This is a genomic window from Mycobacterium venezuelense (assembly GCF_054919535.1).
The window spans coordinates 37,806-49,756 of record NZ_JBONDW010000027.1 but is presented as its reverse complement, the minus strand read 5'-3'; the positions used below and the strand labels follow the sequence as shown (position 1 = coordinate 49,756).

Here is an 11,951-nt window from a genome sequence, read left to right as displayed (position 1 = left end):
GCGCTGAGCGTGGAAGCAGCGGCACCGTCAGCCGTCGAGTTGGCCAGCGCCGTCACCGACCAGTTGCGCGAGTATCTGCACGAGCGCCGAGAAGACTGCGCGTATATCGGATCGGACTATGCGGAGCTGACCGCCGCTCTCGAGGAGTTCGTGCTGCGCGGCGGCAAACGGCTGCGCCCGGTCTTCGCCTACTGGGGTTGGCGGGCCGTCATCGAACCGCCCGACGCATCTGCCGATGCGGGCGTGCTGCGGCTGTTCGCCGCGCTGGAGTTGCTGCAGGCGTGCGCCCTGATCCACGACGACGTCATCGACGACTCGGCGACGCGGCGTGGCCTGCCGACCGTGCATCGCCTGTTCACCGAGCAGCACCACGGCCGCACGTGGCGTGGCTCGGCCAAGCAGTTCGGTCTGTCGGCGGCGATCCTGGCCGGCGACCTCGCGCTGGCATGGGCTGACGACGTGGTCGCAGGCGCCGATCTTCCCGTCGACGCACACGGACGGGTCCAGCAGGTATGGCGGCATATCCGTACCGAGGTGCTCGGCGGGCAGTACCTCGACATCGTCTCCGAATCGAGCGGCGCGGAGTCGGTGGCCTCGGCGATGAACGTCAACACGTACAAGACCGCGTCCTACACCGTGGCCCGGCCACTCCAGCTGGGCGCAGCGGCAGCGGCCGACCGCCCGGACGTGCAGGAGATCTTCCACGGGATCGGCAACGATCTCGGCGTGGCCTTCCAGCTGCGCGACGATGTGCTCGGAGTGTTCGGCGACCCGGCCGTGACCGGAAAGCCGTCGGGCGACGACCTGCGCTCGGGCAAACGCACGGTACTGCTGGCCGAGGCGCTTGAGCTGGCCGACAAATCCGATCCGGCGGCAGCCAAGTTGCTGCGCACGTCGGTCGGCACGGAACTGTCCGACGCTCAGGTCGGGGAGCTGTGCCGGGCCATCGAATCCGTCGGCGCACTGGCCGCCGTCGAGGATCACATCGAGCTGCTAACGAGCCGCGCGCTCGATGTGCTCGCGGCCGCCCCCGTCCACGCCAGGGCCAAAGCCGGTCTGTCCGAGCTCGCCCGATGGGCCGCCAGCCGTTCGGTATAGGAGTATGACTCCCCACCCATGACGCCCACCGGAATTCAGACCCCGAACAGCGGGCCGGCACAGCATGTCTCGCGTCTTGCCGCGTTCGCAGTCTCTCCCGAGGCGCGCCCGGCGCGACTCGGCTGCCTGGGCGCGGCCCTGCTGACGATCGGCGGACTCGGCGCGGGAAGCACCCGTTTGCACGACCCGCTGCTGGAATCGCTGCACCTGTCCTGGCTGCGGTTCGGTCACGGCCTGGTGTTGTCGTCGGTCCTGCTGTGGACGGGCGTCGCACTGATGCTGATCGCGTGGTTGTGGTTGGGGCGCCGCGTGATCGACCGCACCGCCACCGAATACACGATGGTGGCCACCACCGGCTTCTGGCTGGCGCCGCTACTGCTGAGTGTTCCGCTGTTCAGCCGCGACACGTATTCCTATCTGGCGCAGGGTGCACTGCTCCGCGACGGCTTCGACCCTTATGTGGTCGGACCGGTCGAGAACCCGAACTCCTTGCTCGACAACGTGAGTCCGATCTGGACGACGACGACCGCGCCATACGGTCCGGCGTTCATCCTCGTCGCGAAGTTCGTCACCATCCTGGTCGGCAACGACGTCGTGGCCGGAACCATGCTGCTGCGCCTGTGCATGCTGCCCGGTCTGGTCCTGCTGATCTGGGCGACGCAACGAGTGGCACGCCACATCGGCGCGAGCGGGGCGGCGGCACTGTGGATCTGCGTGCTCAACCCCCTGGTGATCATTCACCTGATGGGCGGTGTCCACAACGAAATGCTGATGGTCGGGCTCATGATGGCCGGTATCGCGTTGACCTTCGAGCGGCACCCGGTGTGGGGTATCGGTCTGATCGCTGTCGCGGTCGCCGTGAAAGCGACCGCAGGCCTTGCCCTTCCGTTCATGGTGTGGGCGTGGATGCATCAGCTGCGCGATCGCCGCGACGTCCCGCCCATCCGCGCATTCGCGCTGGCGACCGCGGCCTCGATCGCGATCTTCGCCGCGGTGTTCGCGGTGATGTCGTTGCTGGCCGGTGTCGGGTTGGGCTGGCTGTCGGCGCTTGCGGCGGGCAACGTGAAGATCATCAACTGGCTGACCGTGCCGACCGCAGTCGCCAACCTGGTCAACGTCTTCGGCGGCCTGGTGCTGCCGGTCAACTTCTACGCGGTACTCGGCGTGACCCGGATCGTCGGGTTGGCGGTCATCGCCATCTCACTTCCGTTGCTGTGGTGGCGATTCCGCCATACCGACCGCGACGTGCTGACCGGCATCGCACTGGCCATGCTGGTGGTGGTGTTGTTCGTGCCGGCCGCGCTGCCGTGGTACTACACCTGGCCGCTCGCGGTGGCGGCCGCCCTGATCCAGACCCGGCCTGCGATCGCCGCGATCGCGGGCGCCTCGACCTGGATCATGGTGATGTGGAAGCCCGACGGCGCCCACGGCATGTACTCGTGGGCGCACGTGCTCCTGACCACGGCATGTGCTGCGGTCGCGTGGTATTCGCTCTACAAGGCGCCCGAGCCGGCGCCAGATCCGGAGCCGGAAACTAGTACGCCATAGCCTGGGCCCGGCGCACGACCTCGCGAGCCTGGTGGGAGTGCAGCGCGTCGACGGGCCGGGCGTTGTCCTGGCGGTCGGTGCTGCCGTCCCTCGTGATCGTCAGCGACGAGTCCGGTGTGAAGAGCCAGCGCACGATCTCGGTGTTGCCGTAGCCGCCGTCGTGCAAGACGACCAGGAGCCCGGGCAGGGCCTTGACGACATGCCCGGTGTCATCGAAGAAGATCTTCGGCACCACCACAGCACCGCCGCGCCGCACGGCGACCAGATGGCTCTCGCGCAGCTGTTGGTGCACCTTGGTGACCGGGATGCCGAGCAACCCGGCGACCTCGGCCAGGTCATAGACGGCCTCATCGGGATCCAAAACGTCATCGGCGGCCGGAACACTGCTCACCGCACTGATTCTAGGGGGCCACGCCCGACTCGTAACATGTGTTCGGTGGAGCAGCAATCGGATCCACTCGTCGGCACCGTCCTGGATGGGCGCTACCGCGTGGACACCCCAATCGCCACCGGCGGGATGTCGACGGTCTACCGCGGGCTCGATACCCGGCTGGATCGTCCCGTCGCCCTTAAGGTGATGGACTCGCGCTACTCCGGTGACGAGCACTTCCTGACGAGATTTCAGCGTGAGGCGCGTGCCGTGGCCCGGCTCAAGGCCCCCGGCCTGGTCTCCGTGTACGACCAGGGCGGCGGAGGTCCGGGCGGCCAACCTTCCTTCCTGGTCATGGAGCTGATCGAGGGCGGCACACTGCGCGAACTGCTGACCGAACGCGGACCCATGCCCCCGCACGCCGTCGCCGCGGTTCTGGAGCCGGTTCTCGGCGGGCTGGCGGTGGCACACCGGGCGGGGCTGGTCCATCGCGACATCAAACCCGAGAACGTGCTGATCTCCGACGACGGTGAGGTCAAGATCGCCGACTTCGGTCTGGTTCGCGCAGTCGCCGAAGCCAAGATCACCTCGACCAGTGTGATCTTGGGAACCGCGGCCTACCTCTCGCCCGAACAGGTCGCCACCGGCGACGCCGATCCCCGCAGCGATGTCTACGCGGTGGGCATCCTGACCTATGAACTGCTGACCGGGACCACACCCTTCACCGGCGATTCCGCCCTTGCGGTAGCCTACCAGCGGATGGACAACGACGTGCCGCCGCCGAGCGGCGTAATCGCCGGAGTTCCAAAGCAATTCGATGACCTGGTGCGTCGCGCCACCAACCGGGAGCCGGCCGGACGTTACGCCGATGCCGACGATATGAGCGCTGAGCTGGACACCATCGTCGCCGACCTCGGCCTGCCCGCCTTCCGCGTTCCGGCACCGCGCAACTCGGCGCAGCACCTGGCCGCGACACGCTTCCACAGTCGCCAGGCCGCGACCACCGACGTCACCGGGCCGCCGCCCCCTGCGGCGCCCCGGCAGGCGACCCGCGAGATCACCCGCGACCAGCACGACTGGGCGCCGATTCCGGCCGACCCCGATGACACCGACGAATACTCGGGTGTGGCAAGACAATTCGCCGGTATAGAGATGAGCGAGTTCTACTGGGCGCAGCAACGCGCCAAGCGCGCGCTGCTGTTCTGGGTGGTCGCGATCCTGACGCTGACCGGCTTGGCCGCTGCCGCCGCGTGGACGCTCGGCAGCAACATCGGCACCCTGATCTAGGGCGCTGTCAGCCGCGCAGCATCTCGGCGACCAGGAACGCCAGCTCGAGGCTCTGCTGGGTGTTCAGCCGCGGATCGCATGCCGTCTCGTAGCGGCCCCCCAGGTCGGAATCCGAGATGTCTTGTGCCCCACCGAGACACTCGGTGACGTTCTCACCGGTGATCTCGACGTGAATGCCGCCGGGGTGGCTGCCGAGGGCATGGTGCACCTCGAAGAAGCCTTGCACCTCGTCGACGATGCGGTCGAAGTGGCGGGTCTTGTAGCCCGTTGACGACTCGTGGGTGTTGCCGTGCATGGGATCGCACTGCCAGATGACCTGATGTCCGGTGGCCTGGACCTTCTCGATGATCGGCGGCAGCAGATCGCGCACCTTGTTGTTGCCCATCCGGGTCACCAGGGTGAGCCGGCCCGGCTCGTTGTGCGGGTCGAGGCGTTCGACGTACTCGACGGCCAGTTCCGGTGTCGTCGTCGGGCCGAGCTTCACGCCGATCGGGTTGGCGATGACCTCGGCGAACGCCACGTGTGCGCCGTCGAGCTGGCGGGTGCGCTCACCGATCCACAGATAGTGCGCGGACTGGTCGTAGAGCTTGGGCTCGCCGTCAACCCCGTCGGACAGCCGCAGCATGGCGCGCTCGTAGTCGAGGACGAGCGCCTCATGGCTCGCGAAGATCTCGGCGGTCTGCAGGTTGCGATCGGCCACCCCGCAGGCCGACATGAAGCTCAAGCCGCGGTCGATCTCACCGGCCAGCGCCTCGTAGCGGGCCCCGGCGGGCGAGGTCCGGACGAACTCGCGGTTCCAGTCGTGCACGAGGTGCAGGGACGCCAACCCCGATGACGTGAGGGCACGCACCAGATTCATGGCCGCGCTGGCGTTGGCGTAGGCGCGCACGAGCCGCGACGGATCGTGGGCGCGGACGGCGGCGTCGGGCGCGAACCCGTTGATCATGTCGCCGCGGTAGGACTTCAGCCCGAGCGCGTCGACGTCGGCCGAGCGCGGCTTGGCGTACTGCCCGGCAATACGGGCGACCTTCACCACCGGCATGCTCGCGCCGTAGGTCAGGACCACCGCCATCTGCAGCAGCGTCCGGATGTTGGCCCGGATGTGCGGCTCGGTGTTGTCGACGAAAGTCTCGGCGCAGTCGCCGCCCTGCAGCAGGAACGCCTTGCCCAGCGCGACATCGGCGAGCATGCCCTTGAGCTTCTCGATCTCCGAGGGCACCGTCACCGGCGGCACGCTCTCCAGGACCGTGCGCATGGCCTTTGCGGTGTCCGCGTCCCAGCTGGGCTGCTGGGCGGCCGGCTTGGCCAGCGCGGAGTCCAGCCGTTGCCGCAGCTCGTCGGTCAGCGGCGGCAGCGGCGGCAGCTGATCGATGGGAATGTCGACGGTCCAGTTCACCCGTTCATGGTAGCCGCCGGTCAACGCCTGTTCTCAGGCCTGTGCGGTGCCCAAGTCCGAGGTGAGAGCCGAGCCGGTCATCAATTGGAACCGGTGCAGATTGTGCTTGGCGTCGACCAGCGCATCATGCGCGTCACGGGGTCGCGGAGGCATCCGCGGTGAACCGCGCTCCTCCCAGAACTGGCGCAGCTCACGCGTGAACCGCGGTATCGCCGGCGGCAGATCGGTCATCGGACCCCACAGCTGACACAGCACCACGTGGTCATAGGCCCCGACCCAGGCCCACAGCTCGATCGGCTCGTCGCCGTCGATGTCGAAGAAGTCCTCGAGATCGGTCCGGATCTGGCGGCGCGAGCGCCACAACTTCGACGACGGCGACGGCAGCTTGGGTAGCACGTGTTTGCGCACCCACCGGCCCGCTCGGTCCGGATTGAACTCCGTCGAGATCGCGTAGTACTCGCGGCCGTCCTCGGCCGCGACGCCGATCGAGATCAGCTCGATCGTGCGCCCGTCGTCGATGAACTCGGTGTCGTAGAAGTACCGCATCAGGCGCTCCGCCCCACGGCCGGAGCAGGCGCGGCATGGATCTCCTTGTCGAGCTGCTCGTCGACGGTGGCGTCATCGGGAAACTTCGGCATACCGGTGATCGCGTCCTGCAGCCACAACTTCGCCTGCACGACGGGTCGCCGCAGCCAGCGCTCCCGCTCAAGGGCGCGGTGCATCTTGCGCGGACGGCTCGTATAGCGCCAGCGTGCCCACGGCGCGTGCGGCCGCGAGAGCCGCACCGCCCCGACGAAGAGCAACGGGGTTATGAACATGCCCACCAATCCGGTCCACACCTTGCCTTTGAGCAGCACCACCACCGCGAGAAGCAGCGTCAGCACCGCGATCACGATCACGGTCACACGAGCGGCCAGCGTGTGGTCCTCGCGCCAGATACCGATATCAAAGAATGACAGCGGGTTGAATCCCAGAATCAACAGCCCTGCGACGGCCACCGCGGCGAACACCGCATCCACCGAGGTGCGGCCATCCTCGGCCCAGTACACGTCGGACAGATGCAGGATCAACGCGAATTCGTCGAGCACCAGTGCGGCACCGACGCCGAAGAAGGTTGCCGCGACCGTGAACTCCGCCACCCCGCCGTTTACCGCGAGCGTCACCATGGTTACCCCGGAAACCATCACCAGCACGACACCGATCACCACATGGTGAATGTGCAGTGAGCCGTGACCGATGTTGCGCGGCTGCCACCACTTGGGCGGCTGGTCGCTGTCGGCATGTTTGCGGATGTAGCGCACCACCGTGCGGGTGACGAAGAAGGTGAGGATGAAGCCCAGCAGGCAGCACATCAACGGCAGGCGATCGCGGGTGATGAAATCGAGGCTGACGGTCACGTGCACCCTGAAAACTTACGCCGACCTGCGCGCGTCGGGGCCGGGGATGCGGCTGGCGGCGCCGCCCACCGATAGTCTGTTGACAACATGAGTAAGCGGCAGTCGCCCGGTGGGGCTGGTTGGGCTGGTTGGGCACCCTCCATCGCGTGGCGGATATTTCAGCTGCTGACTCTCGCGGCGCTCGTCTGGGTCGGCTGGCGCCTGCTCGGCCGGGTGCCCTACCGCATCGACATCGACGTGTACCGGATGGGCGGGCAGGCGTGGCTGGACGGCCGTCCGCTCTACGCCGACGGCGCCATCTTCCACACTGAAGGCGGTTTGGACCTGCCGTTCACCTATCCCCCGCTGGCCGCCATCGCGTTCGCACCGTTCGCCTGGCTGTCGCTGCCCGTGGCGAGTTCGGCGATCACCGTCACCACGCTGATGCTGCTGATCATCTCGACGGTCATCGTGCTGACGCGGCTGGATGTCTGGCCGCACACCACGATCACCCGCGAGCCCGCCTGGATGCGCCGGTGCTGGCTGGCCGCGGCGGTCGTCGCACCCGCGGTGATCTACCTGGAGCCGATTCGGTCCAACTTCGAGTTCGGCCAGATCAACGTCGTGCTGATGACGCTGGTGATCGCCGACTGTGTCCCCCGGCGCACGCCGTGGCCGCGCGGCCTGCTGCTCGGTCTGGCGATCGCGCTGAAACTGACCCCTGCGGTGTTCCTGCTGTACTTCCTGCTGCGCCGCGACGTGCACACCCTGCTGCGCACGGCGGCGTCGGCGATCGTCGCGACACTGGCCGGGTTCGTGCTGGCGTGGCGGGACTCGCTGGAGTACTGGACCGAGACCGTGCGCAACACCGACCGGATCGGCACCGCGACGCTCAACACCAATCAGAACATCGCCGGGGCGCTGGCCCGCCTCGGCCTCGGCGAGGGCCCGCGCTTCGTGCTGTGGGTCGTGGCGTGTTTCGCGGTGCTGGCGCTGACGGTCTGGGCCGCGAGGCGGGCGCTGCGCAGCGCGGCAGACGAGTCATCGGTGCTCGCGTTGATCTGCGTGGCGATGTTCGGGCTGGTCGTGTCGCCGGTGTCGTGGTCGCACCACTGGGTGTGGACGCTGCCCACGCTGCTGGTCGCAGGCATCCTGGCCTACCGCAATCGCAACGCACTGCTGGCCGCGGCGACCGCGGCAGGCGTCGCACTGCTGGTGTGGACGCCCATCACGTTGATGCCCGAGCACCGCGAGACCACGGCGTCCCTGTGGCGCCAGCTCGCCGGCGGCTCATACGTGTGGTGGGCACTCGCGATGATCGTTGTGATCGGCGTCGCGTCGACGTCGCATGCCCGGGTCCGCGCCGCGGTCGCGGCCGAGCCGCTGGTCCGGAACTAGCCCGCGGCCGTCTGCGGCATGCGCGAGGCGGGCTTGGCTTCGGCTTTATCGGCCTTCTCGGCGTCCTCCTTGACGTCGGCCGCGTAGAGGTCGACGTACTCCTGCTCGGAGAGTCGCATCAGCTCGTACATCACCTCGTCGATGACGGCCCGTTCGATGAACCGGTTGCCCGCCAGTCCGTCGAACCGGCAGAAGTCCATCGGCTTGCCGAACCTGACCTCGACGCGCCCGAACCGCCACATCTTGCTGCCGGGCGGGTTCACCACGTCCGTTCCGATCATCGCGACCGGAATGACGGGCACGCCGGTCTGCAGCGCCAGCCGCGCGAGGCCCGTCTTGCCCTTGTACAGCCGTCCGTCCGGTGAGCGCGTGCCTTCCGGGTACATGCCCAGCAACTTGCCCTCGCTGAGAATCCGCTCGGCGGTGGTCAACGCGCTCTGCGCGGAGTCGGCGTCGGTGCGGTCGATCGGCACCTGGCCCGCAACGGTGTAGAACCAGCGGGTGAACCAGCCCTTGATCCCCGTCCCGGTGAAGTACTCGGCCTTGGCCAGGAACGTGATCCGGCGGCTCACCACGAGGGGCAGATAGAAGCTGTCCGCGACGGCCAGGTGATTACTGGCCAGGATCACCGCACCCGAGGCCGGAACATGCTCCAGCCCAGTTACTTTCGGCCGACCGAGCAAGGACAGCAAAGGTCCCATGAAGATGAACTTGAAAAGCCAGTACCACATGGACCCTCCACCTTGGGCGCACCGGACGATGCTCTGGCCCAACTTTACCCAGGCGTTGTAGTGGCTACCACAGGACGCCCGCGCGAGCCGGGGTCCTCACTCCTGCACGGTGACGGGGATGTGCTGGTAGCGGCCCGGTCCGGGCGGCGGCGGTGAGTCGTCGGGCGGTGGCGGGGAATCCGGTCCCCCGTCGGGACCTTGGCCGCCCCCGGCGCCTTCGGTGCCGTCGGTGTCGTCGAGTACCGCGCGGATCACCGCGAGCAGCGCCACGCTGTGCTCGGCGACGACGCCGAGTAGCGGATGGTGCTCACCGTTGATCACGGCGGCCAGCGCGCACACCGGGCACCACACCTGCTGGCATTTACCCGGACCTCCTGCGGTGGCCGCCGCGCGCGCCGCCGCGATCCGCACTGCGGGATCCAACTTGTCCAAGATCGACTGGGCGAGCTGCCGCAGCTCGGGCCCGAGGTCGGGATGGGACCCAATCATGCCGGCCACACCTCCGGATTAGGACGGAAACGCACCGTCAACTCGCTGCCCCGTAACTGCGCGTCCGTCACGATGCACCGCCGCAGAACGGACGCCAACCGTACCCGGCGCCGCATACCGCCGACGCCGATGATCAAGTCGTCATCGACCCGGCCCAACGTCAGTCCGGCGGAGTCGACCTGGGGCAACTCTAGCCGCAGTCGGTACACCGCATCGAGGCCGGATCCCGATTCGCGATCCACCACCGGCCGCAGCGGCCCGGGTGGCGGAGATCCATCGCGCCTGCGCGCGCAGTCGAGCAATTCGGCAAGGGCCTTGGGGCCGATCGGCTCACCGGCCAGATGCGGCACCAGCACCAGCCCCACATCGCCGATCGTGGCGTCGAGTTCGTCGAGCACCGCCTGCTGCTCGGATATCCGCTCGGTGTACCAGTCGAACGCGGGGTGCGCGGGAAGGTTGTGGTACTCGAACGAATCATCCTGCACCAGAATCTGATTGACGATCAGTTCGGACACCTCGACGCCCATCAGGGCCAACGATCCCAATGTTCTCGCCGCCTCGGCCGCCACCACCCGTTCGGCCGTCAGCACCAGGTGCGCGGTGACGCGCGACCCGTCGGTCAGCAACGCCGAGAGCTCGCGGATACCTGCGTCGGTACGCTCGAGCAGCGCCACGATCGCCGCTGTCGCGGCATCGGCCGTACCCGACAGCCTGCGGTGCCGCGGCCACGCCCGCTCGAGATACAGGCCGAATGTGTCGGGCAGGGTCAGCATGCGCAGCGCGTCGGCCGTGGACGCACAGTCCACCACGACGTGATCCCACTGCCCTGAACCGGCCAGCTCGCCCACCTCGTGCAGGCCGAGCACCTCCTGAATCCCCGGCAGGGGCGAAAGTTCCTCTGGGGCAATATCTCCCAGATCCGATTCCGGAAAGCGCGCCGACAGCGTGGCCGCGATCTCGACCCAGCGTGACTCAAGGAGCGCGAGCGTGTCGAGAGCAAGGGCGTCTAGCGATCCCCCCGCGTCGTCGAGCCCGGTCTCCATGTCGGTCAGCACCCGGGTCGGTGACCGCTGCCCGGTCGGCGCGAGGCTGATCCCCAGCACGTCGCCCGTCGAATGCGCCTGATCGGTGGACACGATGAGCACCCGCAGGCCCGCCCGCGCAGCGCGTACGGCGGTCGCGGTGGCCAGCGTGGACTTGCCTACCCCGCCCTTTCCGACGAAGAGGCTGATCCGGGCTGGCTCTGCACCCCGGGCAGGCGACGGCGAATCACTCAGCCTCTACTCGTTTCTTGAGGTCTTTCAGTGCGGTGTCGGTGAGCCGCCGTTCGGCCTTGCGCTTGAGCAGGCCGATCATCGGGATGATCAGATCCACCGACAGCTCGTAGGTCACGTCCGTGCCGGATCCCTTGGGATTCAACCGGTATGCCCCCTGCAAGGACCGCAGCAGCGAACTCGACACGAGTGACCACGTCACCGAGGCCCGGTCGGACGGCCAGTCGTAGGCCAGCACCATGGTGTCCTTGAGCACCGCGGCGTCGAGCACGAGCCGGGCCGTTTTCGGATAGCCCTCGTCGTCGGTCTCGAGTACCTCGGTCTCCTTGTATTCGGCGACCCAATCCGGATAGGAACCGATGTCGGCGATGACGTCCATCACCGTCGACGGATCGGCATCGATGTAGATGGTCTGCGCCGTCTTGTCCGCCACCTGCACGCCCTTCTCCCCCGTTGCGCGGAGGTACACGACCTGTCTAGGGCCCTCGCGAAGAAATCTACTCTCCCGCGCCGCCCCGGACCCCCCGGAACCTGTCGTCAGGCCAGCCGGGAAATTCCGATCGGGCGGGAGGCCTCCAGCCGCTGCTTGATCTCGAACGCCATCACCTTCCCGGCCACCCGGCGGCGGTGATTCATCTTGGCCAGGTCCATGCGCGCGAGTTGCCAGGCCGTCGCCCCGGACGGCTCGGCATGCAGGAAGTAATGCAGGATCACGCCGTCGAGCATTTCTTCGAGCCAGATCTCCATCGTCCCGGTGAGCGCACCGGTGACTGTCCAGCGCTGGCCTTTCTCGGCCCGGTCCTCGACGACGGCCAGCCCGAGATCCGGCCACCACCGGCGCCAGCTCGCGGGGTCTGCCACCGCCTGGCCCACCGCCACCGGATCAGCGGCGACGAAGGTCTCGTCGGCGATCTGAATGCTGTTCATCGCCGAATAGCTTCACACATGCGCGGTCATCGGCCTAGCCCGGCCGACTAGGCTGAC

Annotated in this window: 13 protein-coding genes; 4 read left to right on the top strand and 9 right to left on the bottom strand. The window is 67.7% G+C overall.

The window, feature by feature from the left end; genetic code table 11:
• Nucleotides 1–9: 9 nt before the first annotated feature.
• Together idsA2 and ACRCUN_RS30895 are read left to right on the top strand one after the other, a co-directional pair.
• A complete protein-coding gene (gene idsA2 / locus ACRCUN_RS30900; RefSeq protein WP_462145417.1) occupies nucleotides 10–1,098 on the top strand; it encodes a bifunctional (2E,6E)-farnesyl/geranyl diphosphate synthase in 1,089 nt (362 codons plus the stop codon).
• A gap of 18 nt (nucleotides 1,099–1,116) precedes the next feature.
• The gene (locus ACRCUN_RS30895; protein WP_462145416.1) at nucleotides 1,117–2,646 is read left to right on the top strand and encodes an alpha-(1->6)-mannopyranosyltransferase A; all 1,530 of its coding nucleotides are present in this window, start codon (nucleotides 1,117–1,119) and stop codon (nucleotides 2,644–2,646) included.
• Here the strand turns inward: ACRCUN_RS30895 and ACRCUN_RS30890 are convergent.
• A complete protein-coding gene (locus tag ACRCUN_RS30890; protein ID WP_462145415.1) occupies nucleotides 2,633–3,037 on the bottom strand; it encodes an Rv2175c family DNA-binding protein in 405 nt (134 codons plus the stop codon). The genes ACRCUN_RS30895 and ACRCUN_RS30890 overlap by 14 nt on opposite strands.
• Nucleotides 3,038–3,073: 36 nt before the next feature.
• Here ACRCUN_RS30890 and ACRCUN_RS30885 point away from each other — a divergent pair, with 36 nt between their 5' ends.
• Nucleotides 3,074–4,303 (top strand): protein kinase domain-containing protein, encoded by a 1,230-nt coding sequence (locus tag ACRCUN_RS30885; protein WP_462145414.1) that lies wholly within the window; start codon nucleotides 3,074–3,076, stop codon nucleotides 4,301–4,303.
• Nucleotides 4,304–4,310: 7 nt separating this feature from the next.
• Here ACRCUN_RS30885 and ACRCUN_RS30880 read toward each other — a convergent pair whose 3' ends face one another.
• Genes ACRCUN_RS30880 through ACRCUN_RS30870 form a run of 3 tightly spaced genes read right to left on the bottom strand, consistent with a single transcriptional unit; the run spans nucleotide 4,311 to nucleotide 7,102 of the window.
• The gene (locus ACRCUN_RS30880; protein WP_462145413.1) at nucleotides 4,311–5,699 is read right to left on the bottom strand and encodes a class II 3-deoxy-7-phosphoheptulonate synthase; all 1,389 of its coding nucleotides are present in this window, start codon (nucleotides 5,697–5,699) and stop codon (nucleotides 4,311–4,313) included.
• A gap of 33 nt (nucleotides 5,700–5,732) precedes the next feature.
• Nucleotides 5,733–6,245 (bottom strand): polyadenylate-specific 3'-exoribonuclease AS, encoded by a 513-nt coding sequence (locus ACRCUN_RS30875; RefSeq protein WP_462145412.1) that lies wholly within the window; start codon nucleotides 6,243–6,245, stop codon nucleotides 5,733–5,735.
• Nucleotides 6,245–7,102, bottom strand: coding sequence for a hypothetical protein (locus tag ACRCUN_RS30870; RefSeq protein WP_462145411.1), 858 nt, complete (start codon nucleotides 7,100–7,102; stop codon nucleotides 6,245–6,247). The genes ACRCUN_RS30875 and ACRCUN_RS30870 overlap by 1 nt, the downstream gene beginning before the upstream one ends.
• Nucleotides 7,103–7,183: 81 nt before the next feature.
• Here ACRCUN_RS30870 and ACRCUN_RS30865 point away from each other — a divergent pair, with 81 nt between their 5' ends.
• Nucleotides 7,184–8,473, top strand: a complete 1,290-nt coding sequence (locus ACRCUN_RS30865) for a glycosyltransferase family 87 protein (RefSeq protein WP_462145410.1) — start codon at nucleotides 7,184–7,186, stop codon at nucleotides 8,471–8,473.
• Here the strand turns inward: ACRCUN_RS30865 and ACRCUN_RS30860 are convergent.
• The 5 genes from ACRCUN_RS30860 to ACRCUN_RS30840 form a co-directional block, all read right to left on the bottom strand.
• Nucleotides 8,470–9,204: a lysophospholipid acyltransferase family protein gene (locus ACRCUN_RS30860; RefSeq protein ID WP_462145409.1), complete on the bottom strand. Its 735-nt coding sequence runs from the start codon at nucleotides 9,202–9,204 to the stop codon at nucleotides 8,470–8,472. The genes ACRCUN_RS30865 and ACRCUN_RS30860 overlap by 4 nt on opposite strands.
• A gap of 96 nt (nucleotides 9,205–9,300) precedes the next feature.
• Complete coding sequence (locus tag ACRCUN_RS30855) at nucleotides 9,301–9,693, bottom strand: hypothetical protein (RefSeq protein ID WP_462145408.1); 393 nt, start codon at nucleotides 9,691–9,693, stop codon at nucleotides 9,301–9,303.
• Nucleotides 9,690–10,970, bottom strand: a complete 1,281-nt coding sequence (locus tag ACRCUN_RS30850; protein WP_462145437.1) for an ArsA family ATPase — start codon at nucleotides 10,968–10,970, stop codon at nucleotides 9,690–9,692. The genes ACRCUN_RS30855 and ACRCUN_RS30850 overlap by 4 nt, the downstream gene beginning before the upstream one ends.
• Nucleotides 10,963–11,400: an SRPBCC family protein gene (locus tag ACRCUN_RS30845; RefSeq protein ID WP_462145436.1), complete on the bottom strand. Its 438-nt coding sequence runs from the start codon at nucleotides 11,398–11,400 to the stop codon at nucleotides 10,963–10,965. The genes ACRCUN_RS30850 and ACRCUN_RS30845 overlap by 8 nt, the downstream gene beginning before the upstream one ends.
• Before the next feature lie 104 nt (nucleotides 11,401–11,504).
• The gene (locus ACRCUN_RS30840) at nucleotides 11,505–11,894 is read right to left on the bottom strand and encodes a polyketide cyclase / dehydrase and lipid transport (RefSeq protein WP_462145407.1); all 390 of its coding nucleotides are present in this window, start codon (nucleotides 11,892–11,894) and stop codon (nucleotides 11,505–11,507) included.
• Nucleotides 11,895–11,951 lie beyond the last annotated feature (57 nt).